This is a genomic window from Pseudomonas sp. TWI628 (genome assembly GCF_039673865.1).
Lineage (GTDB): Bacteria > Pseudomonadota > Gammaproteobacteria > Pseudomonadales > Pseudomonadaceae > Aquipseudomonas.
Genome location: NZ_JBDJMM010000003.1, coordinates 179723 through 203127, shown reverse-complemented (window position 1 = coordinate 203127; position 23405 = coordinate 179723). Strand labels below are relative to the sequence as shown.

23 protein-coding genes are annotated in these 23405 nt (G+C 65.1%); 17 read left to right on the top strand and 6 right to left on the bottom strand.

What is annotated here, in order from left to right:
• Positions 1-5 precede the first annotated feature (5 nt).
• The 5 genes from ABE528_RS03685 to ABE528_RS03665 all read left to right on the top strand — a co-directional run bounded on the left by ABE528_RS03685 (position 6) and on the right by ABE528_RS03665 (position 4518).
• Positions 6-1211, top strand: a complete 1206-nt coding sequence (locus ABE528_RS03685) for an MFS transporter (protein ID WP_152956656.1) — start codon at positions 6-8, stop codon at positions 1209-1211.
• Between the two features lie 167 nt (positions 1212-1378).
• Entirely contained in the window at positions 1379-2056 is a 678-nt protein-coding gene (locus ABE528_RS03680) for a histidine phosphatase family protein (RefSeq protein WP_346652231.1), read from the top strand.
• 2 nt (positions 2057-2058) lie between these two features.
• Positions 2059-2880, top strand: coding sequence for a phosphatase PAP2 family protein (locus ABE528_RS03675; RefSeq protein WP_346652230.1), 822 nt, complete (start codon positions 2059-2061; stop codon positions 2878-2880).
• A gap of 27 nt (positions 2881-2907) precedes the next feature.
• Entirely contained in the window at positions 2908-3576 is a 669-nt protein-coding gene (locus tag ABE528_RS03670; protein WP_152956653.1) for a class I SAM-dependent methyltransferase, read from the top strand.
• A gap of 57 nt (positions 3577-3633) precedes the next feature.
• Positions 3634-4518 (top strand): DMT family transporter, encoded by an 885-nt coding sequence (locus ABE528_RS03665; RefSeq protein WP_346652229.1) that lies wholly within the window; start codon positions 3634-3636, stop codon positions 4516-4518.
• Here ABE528_RS03665 and ABE528_RS03660 read toward each other — a convergent pair.
• A complete protein-coding gene (locus tag ABE528_RS03660; protein WP_346652228.1) occupies positions 4515-5393 on the bottom strand; it encodes a hypothetical protein in 879 nt (292 codons plus the stop codon). The genes ABE528_RS03665 and ABE528_RS03660 overlap by 4 nt on opposite strands.
• Before the next feature lie 190 nt (positions 5394-5583).
• On the opposite strand from ABE528_RS03660, the gene ABE528_RS03655 reads away from it, so the two are divergent.
• The 4 genes from ABE528_RS03655 to ABE528_RS03640 all read left to right on the top strand — a co-directional run bounded on the left by ABE528_RS03655 (position 5584) and on the right by ABE528_RS03640 (position 9596).
• A complete protein-coding gene (locus ABE528_RS03655) occupies positions 5584-6555 on the top strand; it encodes an aliphatic sulfonate ABC transporter substrate-binding protein (protein ID WP_346652227.1) in 972 nt (323 codons plus the stop codon).
• Between the two features lie 16 nt (positions 6556-6571).
• Complete coding sequence (locus ABE528_RS03650; RefSeq protein ID WP_346652226.1) at positions 6572-7936, top strand: LLM class flavin-dependent oxidoreductase; 1365 nt, start codon at positions 6572-6574, stop codon at positions 7934-7936.
• Positions 7937-8068: 132 nt separating this feature from the next.
• Positions 8069-8905, top strand: coding sequence for a bifunctional allantoicase/(S)-ureidoglycine aminohydrolase (locus ABE528_RS03645; protein WP_027918838.1), 837 nt, complete (start codon positions 8069-8071; stop codon positions 8903-8905).
• A gap of 91 nt (positions 8906-8996) precedes the next feature.
• Positions 8997-9596, top strand: coding sequence for an START domain-containing protein (locus ABE528_RS03640; RefSeq protein ID WP_346652225.1), 600 nt, complete (start codon positions 8997-8999; stop codon positions 9594-9596).
• Positions 9597-9609: 13 nt separating this feature from the next.
• Here the strand turns inward: ABE528_RS03640 and sodC are convergent, their stop codons facing one another.
• Positions 9610-10125, bottom strand: coding sequence for a superoxide dismutase [Cu-Zn] SodC (gene sodC / locus ABE528_RS03635; protein ID WP_346652224.1), 516 nt, complete (start codon positions 10123-10125; stop codon positions 9610-9612).
• A gap of 127 nt (positions 10126-10252) precedes the next feature.
• On the opposite strand from sodC, the gene ABE528_RS03630 reads away from it, so the two are divergent.
• The 5 genes from ABE528_RS03630 (at position 10253) to ABE528_RS03610 (ending at position 14506) form a co-directional block, all read left to right on the top strand.
• A complete protein-coding gene (locus tag ABE528_RS03630) occupies positions 10253-11116 on the top strand; it encodes a LysR family transcriptional regulator (RefSeq protein ID WP_346652223.1) in 864 nt (287 codons plus the stop codon).
• 99 nt (positions 11117-11215) lie between these two features.
• Positions 11216-12133: an AEC family transporter gene (locus ABE528_RS03625; RefSeq protein WP_346652222.1), complete on the top strand. Its 918-nt coding sequence runs from the start codon at positions 11216-11218 to the stop codon at positions 12131-12133.
• 48 nt (positions 12134-12181) lie between these two features.
• Entirely contained in the window at positions 12182-12793 is a 612-nt protein-coding gene (locus tag ABE528_RS03620) for a cell wall hydrolase (RefSeq protein ID WP_346652221.1), read from the top strand.
• 165 nt (positions 12794-12958) lie between these two features.
• A complete protein-coding gene (locus ABE528_RS03615; RefSeq protein ID WP_346652220.1) occupies positions 12959-13810 on the top strand; it encodes a CAP domain-containing protein in 852 nt (283 codons plus the stop codon).
• Between the two features lie 84 nt (positions 13811-13894).
• Positions 13895-14506, top strand: a complete 612-nt coding sequence (locus ABE528_RS03610; RefSeq protein ID WP_152956643.1) for a LysE family transporter — start codon at positions 13895-13897, stop codon at positions 14504-14506.
• 4 nt (positions 14507-14510) lie between these two features.
• On the opposite strand, the gene ABE528_RS03605 is transcribed toward ABE528_RS03610, so the two are convergent.
• Both ABE528_RS03605 and ABE528_RS03600 read right to left on the bottom strand, forming a co-directional pair.
• A complete protein-coding gene (locus ABE528_RS03605; RefSeq protein WP_346652219.1) occupies positions 14511-15710 on the bottom strand; it encodes an MFS transporter in 1200 nt (399 codons plus the stop codon).
• A gap of 113 nt (positions 15711-15823) precedes the next feature.
• A complete protein-coding gene (locus ABE528_RS03600) occupies positions 15824-16723 on the bottom strand; it encodes a LysR family transcriptional regulator (RefSeq protein ID WP_152956641.1) in 900 nt (299 codons plus the stop codon).
• A gap of 118 nt (positions 16724-16841) precedes the next feature.
• On the opposite strand from ABE528_RS03600, the gene ABE528_RS03595 reads away from it, so the two are divergent.
• The 3 genes from ABE528_RS03595 to ABE528_RS03585 all read left to right on the top strand — a co-directional run bounded on the left by ABE528_RS03595 (position 16842) and on the right by ABE528_RS03585 (position 21227).
• A complete protein-coding gene (locus ABE528_RS03595) occupies positions 16842-17195 on the top strand; it encodes a cupin (RefSeq protein WP_346652218.1) in 354 nt (117 codons plus the stop codon).
• A 218-nt stretch (positions 17196-17413) separates the two neighbouring features.
• Positions 17414-19831, top strand: a complete 2418-nt coding sequence (locus ABE528_RS03590) for a glucose/quinate/shikimate family membrane-bound PQQ-dependent dehydrogenase (protein WP_346652217.1) — start codon at positions 17414-17416, stop codon at positions 19829-19831.
• 127 nt (positions 19832-19958) lie between these two features.
• On the top strand, positions 19959-21227 hold the full coding sequence (locus ABE528_RS03585) for a carbohydrate porin (protein ID WP_346652216.1): 1269 nt from the start codon (positions 19959-19961) through the stop codon (positions 21225-21227).
• A 73-nt stretch (positions 21228-21300) separates the two neighbouring features.
• Here ABE528_RS03585 and argE read toward each other — a convergent pair whose 3' ends face one another.
• Together argE and ABE528_RS03575 are read right to left on the bottom strand one after the other, a co-directional pair.
• On the bottom strand, positions 21301-22461 hold the full coding sequence (gene argE, locus ABE528_RS03580) for an acetylornithine deacetylase (RefSeq protein WP_346652215.1): 1161 nt from the start codon (positions 22459-22461) through the stop codon (positions 21301-21303).
• Positions 22454-23131: a DUF1028 domain-containing protein gene (locus ABE528_RS03575; protein ID WP_103447616.1), complete on the bottom strand. Its 678-nt coding sequence runs from the start codon at positions 23129-23131 to the stop codon at positions 22454-22456. The genes argE and ABE528_RS03575 overlap by 8 nt, the downstream gene beginning before the upstream one ends.
• Between the last annotated feature and the right edge of the window lie 274 nt (positions 23132-23405).

Genomic DNA, 23405 nt, shown 5'->3' with positions numbered 1-23405 from the left:
CCCCAATGAAAACAATAAAACACTGCTTGCCCGAGAGCTGGAGCCTGGTGTTCTCCGCCGCCGCGTCTGCCTACGGCGTCGGCCTGCTCGGGCTGTGGGCCTTGCCGTTCCTGATCAGCGCCATCATTCACGATTTGCAACTCAACGAAGCCCAGGCCGGGCTGCTGATGTCGGCCGAGTTCGGCTTCACCATGCTCGCCTCGCTGCTGGTCGCCCCGTTCATGGGCCGCGCGCCCCGGCGCACCCTGGCGCTGGCCGGCACCCTGCTGGCGATTGCCGCCAACCTGCTCAGTGCCAATGTCGACAGCCTCTATGCACTCGCGGCAGTACGCTGTGTTGCGGGTATTGGCGCCGGCCTGGCGCTGGCCTGTGGCAATGCTGCCGTGTCCAGCGCCAAGCACCCGGACCGGGTAGCCGGGCACATGAACGTGCTGTCGGTGGTGCTGATGATCGTGGTGATGCTGGGTTACGCCAAGGTCATGGCCGCCCATGGCCTGCACGGTTTGTATTACGCGATGGCAGCGACCATGGCGGTGATGCTGCTGGCCATACCGGCGATGGCGCAGCGCGCACCGGTTGCCGAACCTTCAGCTCAAGCGCCAGCCGGCCAGCCAGGGGCAGGCAATGTCCTGCTGAGCCTGCCGGCCATCTGCATGATGCTGGCGATGTTCGTGTTCCAGGCCCGCGACACCATGGGCTGGGCCTTTGTCGAGCGGATCGGCACCTTGGTCGGCTACAGCGGCGATGAACTGGGCGTGCTGTTGTCGTTCCAGTCGTTCGTCGGCCTGATCGGGCCGCTGATCGCCGCCATGGTCGGCAAGCGCTTCGGCATGAGCACACCGGTAATCCTGGCGATTCTGCTGACCGGCGCAACCAGCCTCAGCTATGTGCTGGGTGAGCACTCCAAGACCTTGTACACCGCTGGGGTGATGACCATCTGCATCACCTACTTCTACGCCCTCAGCTACCTTACCGGGTTGGCCGCAGCGCTGGACCGCGAGGGCCGCGTAGTGGCTGCCGCCGGCAGCTTCCTCAGCCTTGGGCTGGCGGTAGGCCCGGCGATCTCCGGCGGGTTGATTTCGCTGGGTGGCTTCAGCCTGGCGGCCTGGGGCATCGGCGTGACGGTAGTGCTGACCTTGCTGCTGGTGGCGGTGCCGCTGGCCAGCATTCGTCGCGAGCAACCCGCGTTGCCGGTTGCCGCAGCAGCCTGATTCACTCCCCGCAGGGCGCGGGCCTCAAGCTGCCCAAAAAACCGCGCCAGCCAGCACAGGACGTTCGGCGGCAGCTGGCAGGGATAAGACAATTTTCACATCCGCTTCACTATTGGGCCACAAAGCCGAGGATAAGGTGCTGCCAGCCTTGTCCTCGGAGTGGCAGCATGCTGGAAAATGTAATAGCGACGCACCCGCGCCTTCTGCGCCTGAAACGCCGGAGACTGCCCGTTGTCTGGCTGCTGGCCTTGTTGCTGGCCTTCACGGCATTCGGCCTCTGGCACGTGCTTCGTACGCATGTCACCAACCTGGGCAGCGCGCAACTGATGAGCGAGCATGGCGTGTACAACGCCTGGAGCAGCGGCAAGGTGATTGTCCTGATCCGCCATGCCGAACGCTGCGACCGCTCCAACCATGCCTGCCTGGGCGACCCTGCCGGCATCACCGTGGACGGCAACCAGGCCGCAACCGCCGTTGGCGACGGCATCCGCCGCCTGGGCCTGGCCAATGCCGATATCCTCAGCAGCCCGGAAGTGCGCACCCAGCAGACAGCATCGTCCATCTTCGGCAAGGCTATCGAAACCCAAGACTGGCTGGCACGCTGTGACAGCACCTTTGCCGACGCTGCCCTGGCCCACAAGCGCGAAGGCCACAACCTGGTGCTGGTCACCCACAGTGGCTGCATCGACCACCTCGAACGGCAACTGCGCGTAGCGGGCGGCGAACGCGTTGCTGGCTATGCCAGTGCACTGTTCATCAGCAAAGACAGCAACGGCAAGGCACACTTGCTCGGGCAACTCAACGCCAACCAATGGCAGACACTCAACAGCAGCACAGGGAAGTAAGCATGCCCGGTTCTTCACGCACCACGTTCTACGTCAACAATTTGCTATTGCCACTGCTGCTGGCAGCGATCACGTTCCTGCTGTTCGACCTCACCACGCTGGACCGCTGGATCAGCAACCTGCTGCTTGACCCGGTCACCGGGCAGTTCCCGCTGTTGCACGACCAACTGTTCGAGAAAGTGACCCACAAATGGCCGCGCATCCTGCCGAACTGGACCGGCGAGGCGGCGATCATCGGTTCGCTGCTGTCGTTCATCTGGCCACGCCTGGCCAACCACCCCGACGCGCTGATCACCCGCGGCCTGAATGCCGCCAGAATCAGCCCGGTGCTGCGCTTCACCAGCCGTCATCGCCGCGACTTCCTGTTCGTGGTGGTGGCATTTGCCCTGTGCACCACGGTCATTCATTACCTGAAAAGCCACACCAGCGTGTATTGCCCGGTGGAAACCACCCTCTACGGCGGCCCTGAGGCGCACGTGGAGTGGTACGAGAACTTCAAGTGGTTCAGCAAGGCCGGTGAAGGCCGGTGCTGGCCAGGCGGCCACGCGTCCAGCGGCTTCACCCTGCTGGCGCTGTACTTCGTGGCACTGCGTTACCGCTGGCAGCATGCGCGCAAGCTGCTGGTGGCCATCCTGCTGATCGGCTTCGTCTACGGCACCACTCGCGTACTGCAAGGCTGGCACTACATGTCGCACACCTTCTGGGCCGGGATTTTCGTGTGGTTGACCACCTGGGCCACTGCCTTGGGCTTCTATGGGCGCGAAGCGCTCCAGGCTCCTGCTCGGTCTCCCTCGGACAAGGCGTCGGTGAACGCCTATGCTTGAGCAGTCCCACTGCTCAGGATCACCGACATGCCCAACCCCGAAGACGCCCTGCTGCACAGCTGGCAGCACAATGCTCGGGCGTGGATAGACGCCGTGCGTGGCGGCGCTATCGAGAGCCGCCTGCAGGTCACCGACCAGGCGATCCTGCTGGCGATCCTCGGTCGCCAGCCTGAGCGGGTGCTGGACCTGGGTTGCGGCGAAGGCTGGTTGCTGCGGGCGCTGGCCGATCGTGGCATCGAGGTGACTGGCGTGGATGGCGACGCCGCGCTGGTCGAAGCTTCGCGGGCCGCAGGCTCGACGCAGGTGCACCAGGCCAGCTATGCGCAGCTGGCCGAAGGTGCAGTGGACATCGGCAGTGGCTACGAACTGATCTGTGCCAATTTCGCCCTGTTGCAGCAAGACATTATTCCCTTGCTGGCGGCCATGAAAGCACTGCTGACGCCCGGTGGCGAACTGGTGATCCAGACGCTGCATCCCTGGAGCGTGGCGGGCGGGGACTATCAGGACGGCTGGCGTGAAGAGTCATTTGCTGGCTTTGCGGGAGACTGGCGGCCGATGCCGTGGTACTTCCGGACCTTGGCCAGCTGGCTGAATGCTCTGGACATGGCAGGGTTCCGGTTGCTGAGCCTGCAGGAGCCGCAGCATCCGCAGAGCCCGGTGCCGCAGTCGTTGCTGTTGGTGGCTGGGCAGGCTTGAAAAGCTTTGCGACAACCCGCTAGCCTGCGCTCCTCCTTTCTGGATGGACCTTGCCGCATGCAACCCCGCGATATCGCCGCCTACCTGTTCCTGGCCATCGCCTGGGGCTTTTCCTTCCTGGTGGTGCTCAAGGTGGTGCACGCCTTTGGCTGGGTCGGCGCGGTCAGCCTGCGCGCCTTCATCGCCGGCGGCACCCTGGCCATGCTCGCCGCCCTGCTGGGCCGTGGCCTGCGCCTGCGCCCGCTGCTCAAACCTTTGCTGGTGGTCGGCGCCACCACCGTCGCCGGGCAGCTGATCGGCCTGTCCTACGCCACCCCGCGCATCGGTACCGCGATGTCGGCCATTCTGGTTGCCACCATTCCGCTGTTTTCGATGATCATCGGCCGCCTCTGGGGCATCGAAAAAATCACGCCACAAGGCCTGCTAGGCCTGCTGCTGGGGGTGCTGGGCATCGTCATGCTGGTGGGCTTCCCGGCGCAGCCGGTCACCGAGGACTTCATCCACGGCTGCCTCGCCTCGGTGTTCGGCTGCCTGTGCGCAGCCTTCGGCAGCAACTACGCCAGCCTGCGCCTGCGCGGGCAAGACCCCTGGACCGTCACGGGTGGCGCCTTCCTGGCAGGCGGTGTGCTGACCTTGCCGTTGCTGCTGGTCGTCCCGCTGCCCAGCCTGCCACAGGCCAGTGACTGGCTGTACCTGCTGCTCAGCGGCAGCGTGATGAGCGCCACCACCTATGTGCTGTATTTCGGCCTGGTGGCGCGCATCGGTGCAACGCGCACCATCAGCGTCGAGTTCGTGGTCACCCTGGTGGCGGTGCTGGTCGGCGCGCTGTTCCTTGGCGAAGCCTTGAGCCTGCTACAGGCCGCTGGCGGCCTGGTGATCCTGCTCGGTTGCATGCTGGTGCTGGGCCTGCTGCCAGGTCGCAAGCGGCGCCTGCCCAGTTAACGCTGGGCAGTGGCCTCGTCGGCAGGCGGGCTCAGTTGCAGCACGCGATTGCGCCCGCCTTCGGCGAGCAGGTAGCCACCCTTGCCATCGGCGATGATCGATTGCGGCGCCTTGAGGAAGGTCAGCACCACGTGCTGGGTACCATCGGCGTCCACCCGCAGCAGGCGCGCGCGGTGGGTGTTGTCTTCGCTGATCCACAGGCCGCGCTGGTCGCACAGCAGGAAGGTGGGATGGCGCAGGCCCTCGACCACCACCGGGTCTTTACCGTCGTCGGACAACGCACGAACGATGCCGGTGCCTTTCTCGGTGTACAGCAGGCGGCCGTCGGCGCAGCGGGTCAGGCCTTCGGTTTCGGTCAGCCCCGCGCGCAGCACCTCGAGCTGGCCGCTGGCCCACTCATAGCGCATCAGGCGCCCGTTGCCCTTGCGGTCTTCGATGGCATACAGGTGATCGCCATCGTTCCACAGCCCCTGCACGCTGTCGCCGTCGAACAGGCGGGTGACCTGGCCATCGCGGGACAAGCTGACCGGCGCGTGGCCGCCTTCCTGGCTGAACACCCAGCCACCCTGTGCCGCGACCATGCCGTCGGGCTTGGACAGGTTGTCGATCAGCACCACGCGGTCGCCGCTGGCAGTGATCTTGAGAATGCTGCCTTTGCCGTCATCCAGCTCACGGCTGACCAGCAGGCTGCCGTCGGCCTGGGGCAGCAACGAAGCGGCCTTGGCCACGTCGCGGTGCAGCACCTCGACACGCCAGCCACTGGCAGCCTGCACCGGGTAGAACGATTGCCAGGCGAAAAAACCCAGGGTGGCGGCGACCAGCCCGGTGGTGGCAGTCAGGGCGATACGGGTACTGCGCCGGCGCAGGATGGGCATGAACAGGGCTCCTTTTGATGGGTTCGAATCCTAGCAAGAGGATGTGAAAATTTCGACATCAGACGACACAGCAACAAAAGGATATAAAAAGAACAAAACAATCTAACAAAATGGAATTAAGAAATTGAAAGCCAAACGCCTCCTCCTTAGGCTGGGTACACCGTTTCCCACCCCTCAAGGAGCGACGCCCATGCCCTTCTCCCCCCTTCGCCGCCTGCTGGTCGGCGGCCTCCTGGCGACTGTCGCCAGCAGCCTGCTGCCCTGGTCCAGTGCCTTCGCCGAAGACACCAAGACCCTGCGCATCGGTTATCAGAAGTTCAACAGCATCAACATCCTCAAAGGCAGCGGCGCGCTGGAAAAGGCCCTGGCGCCCCAAGGCGTGAACGTCAGCTGGCACGAATTCGCCGCCGGCCCGCAGCTGCTCGAAGCGCTGAGCACCGGCGCCATCGACCTGGGCCACGCTGCCGACGCGCCATCGGTATTCGCCCAGGCCGCCGGCAAGCCGGTGGTCTACCTCGCCGCCGAACAACCCTACCCGCGCGGCATCGGCCTGGTGGTGCGCGAGCAGGATCACCTCACCGCGGTGCAGGACCTCAAAGGCAAGCGCGTGGCCACCGGCCGCGGCTGGAACGCCCAATACTTGCTGGCGGTGGCCCTGGAACAGGCCGGCCTGAGCTATCAGGACATCACCCCGGCCTACGTCAACAACGCTGCCGATGCCGTCGCCGCCCTGCAATCGGGCAGCGTGCAGGCCGTGACCCTGTGGGACCCGTTCCTCGCCGCGGCCGAAAGCCAGCCGGGCCTGAAGAACCTGCGCGATGGCAGCGGCCTGACCAACAACCGCACCTTCTATCTGTCTACCGCCACCTTCGCCGACCAGCACCGCGACCTGCTGAAGACCTTCTTCAGCGAGCTGGGCAAGGTCAGCCAGTGGGCCAACGCCAAGCCCGCCGAAGTCGCCGCACTGCTGGCACCGCAACTGGGCATCAGCGCCAATGTGCTGGAGGTGGCCAGCGAGCGGCGCAACTATAACGCCGTGGCCATCACCCCGCAGATCGTCGCCGAGCAGCAGAAACTGGCCGATACCTTCCAGGGCCTGGGCCTGATCCCGCACAAGTTGCAGGTCGCCGATGCCATCTACCCGGCTTCTGTATTGCCGTGACCAGGGAGTGAAGGCAATGCCCCGCCACATCCGCTTCAACGCCTTCAGCATGAACGCTGCCAGCCACCAGTCCCCGGGGCTTTGGCGCCACCCGCGCAACACCAGCGTGGCGTTCAACCGCCTGGACTACTGGACCGACCTCGCGCGCCTGCTGGAGCGCGGGCTGTTTGATGCGCTGTTCATCGCCGACGTGCTGGGTATCTACGACGTCTACCAGGGTGGCCCGCAAGCCGCCCTGCGCGGTGGCGTGCAGGTGCCGGTCAACGACCCGCTGCTGCTGGTCCCGGCCATGGCCGGGGCCACCGAGCACCTGGGCTTCGGCGTAACCTTTTCGCTGACCTATGAACACCCTTATCCATTCGCCCGGCGCATGTCCACACTCGACCACCTGAGCAATGGCCGGGTCGGCTGGAACATCGTCACCGGCTACCTCGACAGCGCCGCGCGCAACCTGGGCCTGGCCCGCCAGCTGGGCCATGACCAGCGCTACGACCTGGCCGAGGAATACCTGGAGGTGCTGTACAAACTCTGGGAAAAAAGCTGGGAAGACGATGCCGTGCAACTGGAGCGCGAAAGCGGACGCTACATCGAACCGTCTAAAGTGCATGCCATCAACCATGCCGGCGAGCACTTCCAGGTGCCCGGCATGCACTTGTGCCAGCCTTCGCCCCAGCGCACCCCGGTACTGTTCCAGGCCGGCGCCTCGGCGCGTGGGCAACAGTTCGCCGCCCGGCATGCCGAGTGCGTGTTCATTAGTGGCCCGACGCCCACCGTGCTGCGCCGCTACGCCGACGGCATCCGCCAAGCCAGCGAAGTGGCCGGGCGTGGCCGTGATGAGGTGCTGATCTATGCCCAGGCACTGCTGATCGTCGCGCCTACGCCGCATGAAGCCCAGGCGCGCTTTGCCGAATACCGCCGCTACGTCGACCTTGACGCCGCCCTTACCCTGCTTTCGGGCTGGACCGGTATCGACTTCGCCGGCCTCGACCCGGATGCCCCCATCGAATATGTCGAGAACGATGCTGGCCGTGCCGCCCTGGCGGCGTTCACCGCCGCCGACCCGAACCGCCGCTGGACCGTGCGTGAAGCCGCCGAATTCGTCGGCCTGGGCGGGCGTGGCCCGGTACTGGTCGGCTCACCCGGCGAGATTGCCGACCAATTGGAACACTGGCTCGACCAGACCGGCATCGACGGTTTCAACCTCACCTATGCTGTGCAACCGGACGACCTGGCCAACGTCGTCGATCTGCTGGTGCCGGAACTGCAACGCCGTGGCCGCTACCCGCTGAACTACACCGACGGCACCCTGCGCCACAAGCTGTTCGGCCGCGGCGACCGGCTGCCGGAAGCCCACGCGGGGCGCCAGGTTCGCATTCAGTAACTGAATGTCGAGTATTTCAACATTTAATTTGTGGATGATGCGGACTGCCCCCTATGCTGTCCGCACATCCCCTGCACGCACCGGCCGGTGTGGTCCAAGGCACGGGGAGAGAACAACAAGTCGAGACCGCTCATGTCGAACCACTCCTACTTCGCCCCCCACGGTGGGCACCCAGCTCAGACCGAGCTGCTGACTGACCGTGCCATGTTCACCGAAGCCTATGCCGTCATCCCTAAAGGCGTGATGCGTGACATCGTCACCAGCCACCTGCCGTTCTGGGACAAGATGCGCATGTGGGTCATCGCCCGCCCGCTGACCGGTTTCGCCGAAACCTTCTCGCAGTACATCGTCGAAGTGGCCCCGGAAGGCGGCAGCGAGCGCCCTGAGCTGGACCCTAATGCCGAAGCCGTGGTGTTCATCGTCGAAGGCGAGCTGGACATCACCGTCGAAGGCAAGCATCACACCCTGACCCCAGGCGGCTATGCCTTCCTGGCCCCAGGCGCCGAGTGGAGCCTGCGCAACAACAGCAAGGCCAACGTCACCTTCCACTGGCTGCGCAAGCACTACCAGAAAGTCGAAGGCCTGGCCGTGCCTGAGTCGTTCGTCACCCACCGCGACAACGCCACCGTCATCGAGATGCCGGGCACCGAAGGCCGCTGGGTCACCACCCGCTTCGTCGACATGGCCGACATGCGCCACGACATGCACGTCAACATTGTCACCTTCCAGCCGGGCGGCGTGATTCCGTTCGCTGAAACCCACGTCATGGAACACGGCCTGTATGTGCTGGAAGGCAAGGCGGTGTACCGCCTGAACCAGGACTGGGTCGAAGTGGAAGCCGGCGACTTCATGTGGCTGCGCGCCTTCTGCCCGCAAGCTTGCTACGCCGGCGGCCCAGGCAAGTTCAGCTACCTGCTGTACAAGGACGTGAACCGTCACGTGCACCTGACCCTCAACCCACAGCGTTGAGTTCAGGCTGATGCCCGAAAGCCCGCCTCCTGGCGGGCTTTCTGTTTGCCGCTCATACTGACTAGCCCTGCCCCCTAGCGCGGTACTTGCCATGAACCGCTGCCTGATGCTTGCCGTACTGCTTTGCTCCAGCGTCAGCCTGGCGGCTGATGAATGGAAAATTGCCTACGACCGCGAAGGTATTCGTGTCTACCTGGCCCCGGCCCCAGACTCGCCCTACCAGCAGTTCCGCGGCATCAGCACCATGAAAGCCAGCGTGCGCACCCTCACCGACCTTCAGGAAAACCTGCGGGTGGCGTGCAAATGGCTGTATGCCTGCGACCAGATGCGCCTGCTGGATGTGGTAGGCGACACGTCCTGGGTCTACCTGACTACCAACCTGCCGTGGCCGACCCTGCCGCGCGACATCATTCTCAAGGTCAGCACCGAGCGCCGGGCTGACGGGACCCTGGTGCGGCACCTGAGCGCCGAACCGGGCCGCCTGCCCGAAGAGCCTGGGCTGATCCGCGTGCAGCACCTGGCCGGTGAATGGATCATGAAGCCACTCGGTGAGCGGGAAACCGAGGTCACCTACCAGTTGCAGGCTGACCCTGCCGGGGACGTGCCGGGCTGGCTGGCCAACCGCTTCGTGGTCGATGCCCCGGTGGTGACGCTGCGGACATTGCGTGCGGTAGCCGAGCGCCAACCCTGAGCAGCCCTGGGGCCTACTGGACCACTGCACACGCCACACGGGCACCACCACCGCCCAGCTTCTGCGGGTGATCGCTGTGGTTATCGCCACCGGCATGCACCATCAGCGCATGGCCCTTGAAGTCTTCGGCCTTCAGCCGTGGCGCCAATACCGGGTAGGTGGCCATGCCATCAGCACCGACATACAGCGCTGGCAGGTCGCCGCGGTGGCCGCTGTCGTCGTAGGGGCCTTTGTGTGCGTTGGTGGAATCAGGGTCCCAGTGCCCACCTGCCGCGCCCGCCGGTACCGGCTTGCCGTTCTCCTCTGCCGCCGCGCACGAACCCTTCTGGTGCAGGTGGAAGCCATGCACACCCGGCGGCAGGTCCTTGAGATCGGGGGTGAGCAGCGTGCCGTACTTGTTCTGCTCGATGCTGATGGTACCGATCGACTTGCCCGGGCCGTCCGCTCCGGCCAGCTTCAGTTCGACCGTTTGCGCGGCCTGGGCGAGACCGGCCGAGGCCAGCAATGCGGTGAAGACTACTGCTTTCATGTCGTTTCTCCATGACTTGGGATAGGTGGGTTTCGTACCCGCGTAACACGTGGGACTGCGCAGCTTGCCAGGCATTCCATTCAGCCACAGACTGAAACACTTCCCCTGCCGCCCGGAGCCCGTTCGCGTGTCCCTCAAAGCCCTGCGCACCCTGGTGACCATCGCCCGCCACGGCACCTTCGCCCGTGCCGCCGACCTGCTCAGCCTCACCCCTTCGGCCGTGAGCCTGCACATCAAGACCCTCGAGGACGAACTCAAGGTCGCGCTGTTCGACCGCAGCCGTCGCCAGGTGGCGCTCACCGAAGCCGGGCAACTGGCGGTGGCGCGGGCCGAGCACATCCTCGGCGCCTACGACGAACTGGCCGATGCCTTGGCCAGTGGCCCGAGCCTGCGTGGCCGATTGCGCCTGGGTGCGATTCACACGGTCCTGGCCCGACGCCTGCCCAAGGCCCTGGTATGGATCAAGGCGCATCACCCGGAACTGCACATCAGCGTGAACTCCGGGATGTCGGCCGAACTTGCACGGCGCGTCGAAGATGGCGAGCTGGATGCGGCAATCACCACGGAACCGGTCAGTCCCTACCCGCAGAGCCTTGACTTCACAGCGTTGTTCGAAGACCGCTTCTGGGCTATCGCCAGCCCCGAACTGGCGGGCCAGAGCCTGCCGCAGCTGCTGGCCAGCCAGCCGTTCCTGCGCTTCGACAAGCGTGCCTGGGCCGGGCGGCAGATCGAGCAGGAGCTGCGCCGCCAGCATTTGCAGGTCAGCGAACAGATGGAACTGGACAGCCAGGAAGCACTGGCGCGCATGGCAGTGATGGGGCTGGGGGTGGCGATCATCCCTATGGCCGATGACGACCTGCAACGCTTGCCACCTGCCACCTGCCTGCCCTTTGGTGAGCCACAGTTGGTGCGGCGGGTGGTGTTGCTGGAACACGAAAAGAGCCAGCGGCGGCACCTGAGTGCTGTATTGAAGACTGCCATGGACGCCTGAGTGTGCAGTTTTTCTCAACAGTCACTGCAGAAATCAACGTTTTTACCAACCAGTCAGCCACGCTAACCTGTGCCCGTCCCCGACCACGGAACGATCACCATGCTTCACCTGCTGCTGACCACCCTGGTGCCCATCATCCTGCTGATCGCCCTGGGCACCTTCCTGCGCATCCGCGGCTTTCTCGCCGAGTCGTTCTGGCCGGGCGCCGAACGCCTGAGCTATTACGTGCTGCTGCCCTCCCTGTTCCTCCATGGCCTGGCCACGGCCAATCTTGATGGCGTGCCGGTGCTGGGCATGGTCGGCGTACTGATGCTTTCGACCTTGCTGGGCGCCGTGCTACTGGTGCTCTACCAAGGCGCGGTAAACCACGACGGTGCCGACTTCACCTCGGTGTTCCAGGGTGGCGTGCGCTTCAACAACTACATCGGCGCCACCCTCGCCGCCGGCATCTACGGCAGCGCCGGGATTGCGCTGGCGGCCGTGGCCAACGCCGCCATCGTGCCCTTGGCCAATCTGCTCTGCGTGCTGGTGTTTGCCCGCTTCAGCGCACGCCACAGCTCCCCGACGACCGTGTTGCGGGCCATCTTCGCCAACCCGTTGATCGTCGGCTGCGCCGGGGGCTTGTTGCTGCGGGTCACCGGCCTGGGCCTGCCGGCGGGCCTGGAACCCACCGTCAAGGCGCTGGGCCAAGCCGCCCTGCCCCTGGGCCTGCTGTGCGTGGGGGCGGCGCTGGGTGGCGCCAGCCTCGGCCAGCAGGTGCGGCCACTGCTGGCAGCATCGGCGTTCAAGTTCCTGGTCATGCCGCTGACCACCTGGGGCCTGTGCCGCCTGCTTGGGCTCGGTGGCCAGGCAGCGGTGGTGGCCGTGCTGTTCCAGGCTTTGCCGACTGCGTCGTCGTCTTACGTGATGGCGCGGCAGATGGGCGGCAACGCACCGCTGATGGCCACCATCATTGCCCTGCAGACCGTGCTGGCGGCCGTGACCTTGCCTTTGATGCTCATGCTTGCGCTCAAGTGAAGCCGCTTGGCTAGACTGTGATTCAGCCCACACTTCGGAAACTCGACCATGCGCCTGTCGTGGATGTTGATCTGCTTGACCTCGGCCCTGCTCGCCAGCCCTTTGCATGCCGCTGACAGCGCCAAGGCCGCGGTGGCCGAAGACAAAGCAGAGAGGCTGGAAAAAAAGGTGGTGGAAGATGCCCCGCCGCCGAAAAAACCGGAAACCATCACCCCAGGCGAAGTGCAGGCGGTAGACCCGGCAGGCCAGGCACCGATGGACGACAGCATCACCTGCCTGGCCCGCACCATCTACTGGGAAGCCAAGGGCGCCGACGCCCAGGACATGAGCGCGGTGGCCAGCGTGGTACTCAACCGGTTGGGCCACGAGGGCTTTCCCGACACCATCTGCGGCGTGGTCAAGCAGGGCGTGGAAACCAAAGCCTGCCAGTTTTCCTGGTGGTGCGACGGGCGCTCCGACCAGGTCGAGGAAGCGCAGCGCTACGACGTGGCCAAGGAGATCGCGCGCAAGGCACTGAACCAGCAGCTCAAGGACCCGACCAGGGGCGCGCTGTATTTCCATGACCGCAACGTGCACCCGGACTGGGCCAAGGCCTATCGCAAGACGGCCGAGACCCGGCACTTTCTGTTCTACAAACCGAACCAGGCGCTGGCCCGCTGACGCGCCATCGCACTTTTCTGGCGTTGGCCGGTCTACTCCCTCTTTTGCCGCCCGCAAGTCATTGCTGGCGTTTTCTTTGCTTTGCACGAGACCGGGCCAAACGCCTCGCGCTTGTGTAGGATGAGCAGCGCATACCAAGACGCTGCCAGTCACAGGGAGATCCACATGCGCGTCCTGTCATCCGTTGCCGCCTTGTCGCTGGGCCTGGTCATGTCGACCGGAGCCCTGGCCGTCACCGGCGAAGAGGCGCAGCTGATCGATTCGATCAATACCTACCGCAGCCAGGCCCAGCGCTGCGGGGACGAGGTGTCGGTGGAGCTGCCGCCGCTCAACAGCGACACCCGCCTGGCACTGTCGCCAGAAGGCACTCGCGATCTGCAGCAGGCCATGAGCCGCGCCGCCTACCCCATGGTCAATGTCCAGGCCATCAGCCTGTCCGGCCCACGCGATGCCCGGGCGGCCATGCATGCCATCGAGGAGAGCTTCTGCCAGGTCGTGCTCGACCCGCAGTTTGTCGACATCGGCGTCAGCCAGGAAGGCCGCGACTGGCGCATCGTGCTTGCCCGGCCCTTGCTCAGTGGGCGCTTGGGCGATTGGCAGGCCGAGGGGCAGAAGGTGTTGCAGGCCATCAATGACGCACGCAAGGCGCCCCGCCAATGCGGTGGCCAGCCGTTCGCCGCAGCGCCTGCGCTGAGCTGGAGCACGGCGTTGGCGGGCGTGGCCGCCAGCCACACGCGGGCCATGGCCAACCAGAACTTCTTCGACCATATCGACAAGGACGGGCGCACGCCCGGTGACCGGGCGGAACTGGCCGGCTACCTGTACCAGCAGATCGGCGAAGACATCGCCGCTGGGCGCGACACCGCGCAGAAGGTGGTGGATGGCTGGCTGGACAGCCCTGGCCACTGCGCCACCCTGATGAACCCGGACTTCCGCGAAATGGGCGCGGCCTATGCGGTCGACCCGAAGAGCGATGCGGGCATCTACTGGACCGGCCTGTTCGGCACACCGCAATGACCCTTAAGGAGCGCTGCCAGCTGTAGTCCTCGACGGCTCAACCGTCGCTTGGTCTGGCCGCACCTGATTACCGAAGGCCCCATCATGACTCTGGATACCTGGCTCATCTACCTGCTGGCGAGCATCGGCCTGTCGCTGACGCCCGGCCCGAACAGCCTGCTGGCACTGACCCACGGTGCGCTGTATGGCGCGCGCCGCACGCTGTTCACCATCGTCGGCGGGGTGTTCGGCTTCAGTGCGCTGATTGCGCTGGCGATGTTCGGGCTGACGGCGCTGCTGCAGACGTCAGCCTCGGTGCTGACTGTGCTCAAGTGGGTCGGTGGAGCCTATCTGGTGTGGCTGGGCATTCAGCTCTGGCGCAGCCCTGCCCTGCATCTGCAGGTGAGCGAGCGTGCAGCCCGCCTGAGCAACCAGGGTATGTTCCGCCAGGGCCTGCTGTCTGCGCTCGCCAACCCCAAGGTACTGTTGTTCTACGGCGCCTTCCTGCCGCAGTTCATCGACCCGCAGCGGGGGCTGTTGCTGCAGTTCATGATCATGGCGGTGACCTTTGCCAGCGTGGAATGCGTGGTCGAATACGTGCTGGCGCGCCTGGCATTTCGTATCCGGCCATGGCTGGCCAAGGGCGGCAAGGGTTTCAATCGCTGCTGCGGGAGCCTGTTCGCACTGATTGGCGTCGCCTTGCCGCTGAGCCGGTAATTGCCTAACCTCGCCGCGAAGCCAGCAGGTAGGCCACCAGAGCCAAGCCCGGCAGAGCTGCCCCCACCAGCGCCACACCGTGCCACCCCTGCTGGGCAAACACCGCGCTGGCCACCGCCGAACCCGCTGCCCCACCAAGGAAGATGCTGGTCATGTACAGCGCATTCAGCCGTCCGCGGCTGGCCGGGTCGAGTGCATAGACCTCACGCTGGCCGATGACCATGTTCATCTGCACCGCAAAATCCAGCAGCACCCCGGTCAGCCCCAGACCGATCACGCTGTAGCCGGGAGTGGTCAGGCCCAGCAGCAGTGCCAAGGGCGCCAGCACCAGGGCCAACAACGAACCGGCACGCGCATGGCCGGCGTCGGCCAGGCGGCCTGCCATCGGTGCGGCGATGGCGCCGACCGCGCCGACCAGGGCGAACAAGGCGATCTGGCTTTGCGACAGGCCATGTTCAGTGGCCAGAGCCAGCGGCACGGCGGTCCAGTAGAGGCTGAACGCTGCGAACATCAACGCTTGGTACAGCGAACGCTGACGCAGCACCGGGTATTGGCGCAGCAAGGCGACCAACGACAGCATCAGCCCGGCATAACTTGCCTTGTGCTCCGGTACTCGGCGCGGCAAGGTCAGCGCCAGCAACAGGATGATTGCCAACATCAGGCCAGCAGCGCCGATGAATACCGTGCGCCAGCCAAAGTGGTCGGCGACCAGGCTCGACAACGGCCGCGCCAGCAGGATACCCAGCAGCAGGCCGCCCATGATGTTGCCGACCACCCGCCCGCGCTGCTGCTCAGGCGCAAGGTGCGCGGCCAGCGGAATGAGCATCTGCACCGCCACCGAACTGAAACCGATCAGCAAGGCATAGACCAGGAACAGTTGCCCCTGGCCGCTGCTGCTGGTCCCCGCCAGCAACAGGCTGACGCAGGCCAGCACGGCGGTGATGATCATCAACCGGCGGTTCTCCACCAGGTCCGCCAGTGGCACCAGCAACAGCAGGCCCAGTGCGTAGCCCAGCTGGGTCAGTGACACGATCAGGCTGGCGCGCTCGGTGGACAGCCCCAGGTCCGGGGCGATCAGCCCGACGATGGGCTGCGCGTAATAGATATTGGCGACGATCGCGCCACAGCAGAACGCCAGCAGCGCGACCAGGGCACGGCTCAGGCCGGCATGGGCTGGCTGGGCAGCAGCAAGGGAAGGATTCATGCGAGGTACCTCGGCATCGGGTTGGAATATGCCAGGCACCTTACCGAGCGCTTGCCTGCGAGAGAATCCGGCCCCGGCGCAACGGGGCTTTGCGCCAGGCGCAACGGCAGGGCTCAGCGCTTGAGCAGGCCCTCGCAAAAGCCGATGAACGCGTTGACCCGCCGTGAGCCGCGGTGGTTGGGCAAATACAAGGCATTGATGCTGTCGTTGGCCGTGCCGGGGCTGACTTGCCAGTCGGCAAACAGCCGCTGCAGGCGCCCGGCCGCGACATCCTCGTGCACCAGCCAATCGGCCAGCAAGGCGATGCCGCTGCCGGCCAGCGCCGCTTCACGCAACAGGTCGGCGTTGGCGCTGCGCAACGGCCCGCTCACTTCCAGCTCCAGCGCCTCATCGGCCCGCTGCAGGCGCCAGGGGCGCGCCTTCTGCCCATAGCGAAAACGCAGGCAGGCCTGTTGCAGCAATTGCTCAGGGTGCAGCAGTGGGTCACGACTGGCCAGGTAATCGGGGCTTGCCACCAGCCAGCGCTGGAAGCGGCCAAGTGGCCGGCACACCAGTTCGTCGTTCGGTGACGGATCGCCCAGGCGAATGGACAGATCGTAGCGGCCGTCGAGCAGGTCATCGAGCCGATCGCTCATGTCGATGTCCAACTCCAGCAACGGGTGGCGGGCCAGGAATGGCCCCAGGTGCGGAGCGATCACGCGGCGGCCGAACTCCACCGGCAAGCACAGGCGCAACACGCCGACCGGCTCGTCGCCACGGTCGGCGACGCTGGCATCGGCCTCGTCCAGCGCATCGAAGATTTCCTTTGCCCGGGCGTAATAACGTGCGCCCGCTTCGGTCAGGCTGACCTGGCGCGTGGAGCGGTTGAGCAGGGTCGTGCCGAGTTCCGCCTCCAGCGCATCGACCAGCCGCGTCACCGACGAGGTGGCCACGCCGAGCCTGCGCGCCGCTGCAGAAAAGCCCTGGGCATCGACGGTCGCGGTAAACATCTTCATCGCCAGGAGCTTGTCCATAGCTACTCCAGTTTCTTGGTTTCGGAACACTCCTACAATCCGCAAGGCCGGTCAAGAAGCGCACAACAGAGCGTTCAGGTCCATAGTGGAAGCATCTCCATCAGCGCGAGAACTCCCCATGCCCCTCAGCAATCTGCTCAACGCCCTGCCCCATTGCGACCCTGCCGCTGCCGAGCGGGTCGACGAACTGCTGCAACGCCCTGGCTTGCGCATCGAACGCATCCTCTCCTGTGGCCAGGCCAGCCCACCCGGTTTCTGGTACGACCAGGCCGAAGGCGAATGGATCCTGTTGCTGACCGGCAGCGCCGGCCTGCGCCTTGAGCACGAGGACTACACCCGTTTGCTGGTGCCTGGCGACTGCCTGGACATTCCGGCGCATTGCCGGCATCGGGTGGAATGGACTGCCCAGGGGCAACCGACCCTCTGGCTTGCCGTGTTTCATGGCATCGACACGCCGTGGCCGAGCCATTGAGGCACCCCTCGTGCATGCTACAAACGTCTGAGCCGTCACATTCATATACCAACCAAAAACCGTGTTTACTGCAAGTTTCAGTGCGTGATCTAAACTTTTAGCCACATCTTCGCAAGTTCAGCCCTGCGACAATCAGCCTCAGAAAATTATGTACCAACTTGTTAATTAGCAAGCTAAGGGCTTAAACTGCGCACATTCCACCCGCTGAGATCCCTGGCATGAACGAAACACCGCGCACCTCTGGCGCCACAAACATCATCCTGGTCGGCTTGGGCGTGATCGTCGCCCTGCTCGGCCTGCTCCTGGCCGCTGGCGGCGTCAAGCTCGCCGGCCTGGGCGGTTCCTGGTACTTCCTGATCGGCGGCCTGGCCATGGCCATCGCCGGTATCCTCATCGCTCGCCGCAAGCAGGCCGGCGCCTGGCTGTACGCGGCGTTCCTGGTCGGTACCGCGATCTGGGCACTGATCGACGCTGGCCTGGTGTTCTGGCCACTGTTCTCGCGCCTGTTCATGTTCGGCGCGATCGGCATGGTGGTGGCGCTGGTCTACCCGATGCTCGCCCGCGCCAACGGCGCCAGCGCCGGCCGGGGTGCCTACGGCATCGCTGGTGTGCTGGCCGTGGTGCTGGTGATCGCTGCTGGCAAAATGTTCGTCGCCCACCCAAGCGTTGCCCCCACCGGCAAAGGCCCGGGCATGACCCCGGTCGAGGCCGGCAAGGAGCAGAAGGACTGGGCCCACTACGGCAACACCGAAGGTGGCAGCCGCTTCGCCGCGCTGGACCAGATCAACCGCGACAACGTCAACAAGCTCAAGGTGGCCTGGACCTACCACACCGGTGACGTCGCCATCAGTGACGGCAACGGTGCCGAAGACCAGCTGACCCCGCTGCAGATCGGTAACAAGGTGTTTATCTGCACCCCGCACAACAACCTGATCGCCCTCGACGCCGATACCGGCAAAGAGCTGTGGAAAAACGAGATCAACGCCCAGTCCAAGGTCTGGCAGCGTTGCCGTGGCATGGCCTACTTCGACGCCACCGCCGCGATCGCCCAGCCGACCCAGCCGAACAGCTCGCCGATCACTGGCGGTAGCGTCGCGGCCGGTGCCAACTGCCAGCGTCGCCTGCTGACCAACACCATCGACGGTCGCCTGATTGCCGTCGACGCTGACACCGGCGAGTTCTGCCAAGGCTTCGGCAACAACGGCCAGGTCAACCTCAAGGCCGGCCTGGGTGACGTGCCGGACTCCTTCTACCAGCTGTCCTCCGCACCGTTGATGGCCGGTACTACCGTGGTGGTTGGCGGCCGTGTCGCCGACAACGTCCAGACCGACATGCCAGGCGGCGTGATCCGTGGTTTCGACGTGATCACCGGTGAAATGCGCTGGGCCTTCGACCCGGGCAACCCGGAAGACCGCAAAGCGCCAGAAGGTGACAACACCTACGTGCGCAGCACCCCGAACAGCTGGGCACCGATGTCCTACGACCCGGCGATGAACACCGTGTTCCTGCCAATGGGCTCGTCGTCCACCGACATCTATGGCGTTGAGCGCAACACGCTGGACCACACCTACGGCGCTTCCGTACTGGCCCTGGACGCCACCACCGGCAACCAGAAGTGGGTATTCCAGACCGTGCACAACGACCTCTGGGACTTCGACCTGCCGATGCAGCCGAGCCTGATCGACTTCACCAAGGACGACGGCAAGTCCGTGCCTGCCGTGGTGATCGGCACCAAGGCCGGGCAGATCTACGTGCTCGACCGCGCCACCGGCAAACCGCTGACCCAGGTCGACGAAGTACCCGTCAAGCCAAGCAACATCCCGAATGAACCGTACTCCCCGACCCAACCGAAATCGGTAGGCATGCCACAGATCGGCGCGCAGACCCTGACCGAGTCGGACATGTGGGGTGCCACTCCGTTTGACCAGCTGTTGTGCCGTATCGACTTCAAGAAGATGCGCTACGACGGCCTGTACACTGCGCCGGGCACCGACCTGTCGCTGAGCTTCCCGGGCTCGCTGGGCGGCATGAACTGGGGCAGCCTCTCCACCGACCCGGTGCATGGTTTCATCTTCGTCAACGACATGCGTCTGGGCCTGTGGATCCAGATGATCCCGTCGCAGAACAAGGGTGGCGCCGCTTCCGGCGGTGAGGCACTGAACACCGGCATGGGCGCCGTACCGCTCAAGGGCACCCCTTACGCGGTGAACAAGAACCGCTTCCTGTCGGTGGCCGGCATTCCGTGCCAGGCGCCGCCATTCGGCACCCTGACCGCCATCGACATGAAGACCCGCCAGATCGCCTGGCAGGTACCGGTCGGTACCGTGGAAGACACCGGCCCCCTGGGCATCCGCATGCACCTGCCGATCAAGATCGGCCTGCCGACCCTCGGCGGCACCCTGTCGACCCAAGGTGGCCTGGTGTTCATCGCCGGCACCCAGGACTTCTACCTGCGCGCCTACGACAGCAGCAACGGTAACGAAATCTGGAAAGCCCGCCTGCCTGTGGGCAGCCAGGGCGGCCCGATGACCTACGTTTCGCCGAAGACCGGCAAACAGTACGTGGTGGTTACCGCTGGCGGTGCGCGCCAGTCGACCGATCGTGGCGACTATGTGATTTCTTACGCCCTGCCGTAAGACCGCGTCGCTGCATTCGCGGGTGAACCCGCTTCCACAGGACCTACACTGCCCATGCTGATGGCGCAGTCCTTGTGGGAGCGGGTTCACCCGCGAATAGGCCCCAAAAACAACACGAGACACAGCAATGCCATCCGTTATCCGCATCACTCCAACCCTGCTGCTGGCCCTGGCCAGCACCCCTGCCCTGGCCGACGGCGACCTGCTCAACCGCAGCACCATGACCGGTGACTGGGGCGGCCTGCGTCACCAGCTCGAGGAAGACGGCGTCAAGATCACCGGCGACTACAGCGGTGAAACCGCCTACAACGCCCACGGCGGCCTGCACCGCTCGGCGCGCTACTCGCAGAACATCAAGCTCGGCGCACAGTTCGACCTGTCGAAACTGTACGGCCTGGAAAACGGCGGCAAGGTCCAGCTGACCATCAACGACCGCCGCGGCAACAGCGCCTCGGAAGACCTGGTCGGCAACCGCCTGCCGATCCAGGAAAACTACGGTGGCCTGTACACCCGCCTGACCGAACTGAGCTACGAGCGCACCCTGTTCACCCCGGCACTCAACGTCAAGCTCGGCTACATGGCCATGGGCAACGACCTCGGCGGCCTCGACAGCGGCATCCTGTGCAATTTCATGAACGCCGGCTTCTGCGGCCACCCGCTGAACATGTCCGGCGGCAGCGGCTGGACCAACTACCCCAACGCCCACCTCGGCGTGCGCGTGAAGTACGACCTCTCGCCGTCCTGGCAGCTGCGCGTGGCGGCATTCAATGTCGACCCGCAAAGCAACGGCAACTCCAGCCGCGCCTGGCACCTGGGGCCCAAGCACACCACCGGTACCGTGGTGCCGGTGGAACTGGTGTACAAGCTGCAGGGTGAACTGCCGGGCGAGTACAAGCTGGGTTACTACTACGACAGCTCCGACGTGAAGCGCGTCGACAGCAGCAAGGAAGTGTCCGGTCGCGGTGGCCACTACCTGCTGGTCGACCAGGCCGTGTGGAACGACGCCGGCTCGCCGGGCCGCAGCCTGCACGCCTTTGGCCAGTACTCGGCAGCGAGCGAGGCGGCCTCGCCGTTCACCAAGTGGTATGGCGCCGGTGTGGTGCTGTACAAGCCGTTCGACGGCCGCCCGCGCGATACCGTGGCCCTGGGCTATGGCCGCGCCGTGCCGAACCCGCGTAGCCGCGATGTGCTGGAAGACGCCGCGCTCAATGCCGGGCAGCAGTTCCCCAACATCGACAACGCCGAGCAGCTGATCGAACTGAGCTATGGCTACCAGGCCACGCCGTGGCTGAACCTGCGCCCGGATGTGCAGTACATCATCGAGCCGGGGGCGTTCTCCGGGAAGGACATCGACAACGCGCTGGTGCTTGGCCTGCAGGTCAAGGCAACCTTCTAAGCGGCTGGGGCCGCTCTGCGGCCCCTTCGCGGATAAATCCCTGCAGGAGCGATCCGCGAAGAAGCCAACACCATCATGCCTGCCTGAGGTAATCCGCCAGCCTCAGCAACATCGCATCACAACCCTGCATCTGTTCGATACTGACGAACTCATCCGGCTTGTGCCCTTGGTCCATGCTGCCCGGCCCACAAACCACAGTCGGAATCCCCACCTGGTCGAACAGGCCGCCTTCGGTGCCAAATGCCACAGTGCCGAACTCATCCGACCCACTGAGCAATGCCACCAACCGCGCAGCCTCGCTGTCAGCAGGCGTGGCCAGCCCCGGATACGCACTCAACGGCTGCAGGCGAATGGCACTGCCCGCATTGACCTTGCGCATGCGTGGCAGCAGCTGCGCCTCGGCATAGGTCTGCAACTGGTCCGCCACCGCCTGCGCTTCAAACCCCGGCAAGGCGCGCACTTCGAAGTCGAACGCACATTCCTCCGGCACGATGTTCAGCGCCCTGCCCCCTTTGATCACCCCGGTCTGCACCGTGGAAAACGGCGGGTCGAAGCGTTCGTCGTGATGCGCCGGCAGCGCCAGGGCATCACCGATTTCGCCCAGCTTGCCGATCAGCTTCGCGGCGTACTCGATGGCATTCACCCCGTAAGGTGCGTACGCCGAGTGACACGCCGCGCCATGCACTTCGCAGCGCATCGCCAGCTTGCCCTTGTGGCCGAGCACCGGCTTGAGCTCGGTAGGCTCGCCGATCAGGCACAAACGCGGCTTGTGCGGGCGTTGTTCCAGTGCGGCCAGCATCGAGCGCACGCCCAGGCAGCCAACTTCTTCGTCATACGAAAACGCCAGGTGCACCGGCATGCGCAACGGTTGCGCCAGGAACGCCGGTACGGCAGCCAGCACCGAGGCGATGAAGCCCTTCATGTCAGCCGTGCCGCGGCCATACAGGCGCCCGTCGCGTTCGGTCAGGGCGAAGGCCGGCAGCGTCCAGGCCTGGCCGTCCACCGGCACCACGTCGGTGTGCCCGGACAGCACCACACCGCCGACATCCGTGGGGCCGATGGTGGCGAACAGATTGGCCTTGGTGCCTTCCGGGTTGTGGAACAGCTCGCACTCCACCCCCAGCCCGGCCAGGTAGTCGCGGATAAAAGCGATCAGCTCAATGTTGGAGTCGCGGCTGACCGTGGCAAAGCCGATCAACCGCTCCAGCAAGGCGCGGCTGCTGAATTCACTCATCGCCCGGCACCCCGTAGCTAGGCGCGGCGGTCGGGTCGAGGGCGCGGGTAACGTAGTCTTGCATCTGCGGGCGGTACGCCTGCCACAGGCCGTCGAGCACGCCGATCGGGTCTTCATCGGCCCAGTCCACACGCAGGTCCACCAGCGGCCAGGTCAGCTCGCCAGCGATCTTCAGCGCCGCAGAATGCACCGGGCCAGCTTCACCACCAGCCGCCATCGCCGCATGCATGGCCGCCAGCAGGCGGTCAGCCAGATGCCCACCGGCCTGCTCAAAGGCCTGCACCATGGCTTCGATCACCTGAAGCGAGGACAGCAGGTTGCCTGCGGCCGCGCACTGCTCGCCCGCCACGGCGTTATGCACGCCCAGCGCCTCCTTGCCGGTGAACAACGCTACCTGGCCCTGGCTGTCGATTACCGTGACCTGGCGATACTCGCTCCAGCCATTGGCGCTGAGTACCCGGTCCAGTGCGGCGGCAGGCGGCAGCTGGCCCTGCTCCAGAGCATCGAGGATCTGCGGGCCGAGGGCCGGCAAGGTGATGTTCTGGGTGGACACGGCGCCGACGCCGGCACGCACCCATGGGCAGCGGGCGCCCACGGCGATGCTCGACGAGCTGATGGCGATACCAACCTGGCCGGTTTCCTGGCAGCGACCGATGATGGAGAAGGTCATGGTGGAGCTCCTGTTGTTCTGTGTGATGCCCAGCATTCTGGGCGGAACCTTCAGGGCTTTGAAACCAACATTTTCCTGTGCCTTGAACAGGAAAAAACTAAGGCCGGCCAATACCGCAGGAGAAGCCCTGAAAACCCCGGGCAAGCCCAGGCAAATCGGGGCCTTCGCCGTTTTATCGGCAAGCCCCAGCTAAATACTATTTTCGCGATTTTCCAGGCATCCCTAGTCTGGCCCCAGGCAATGGCGGTCCTCCAAACCGACCTGACAAAAACCG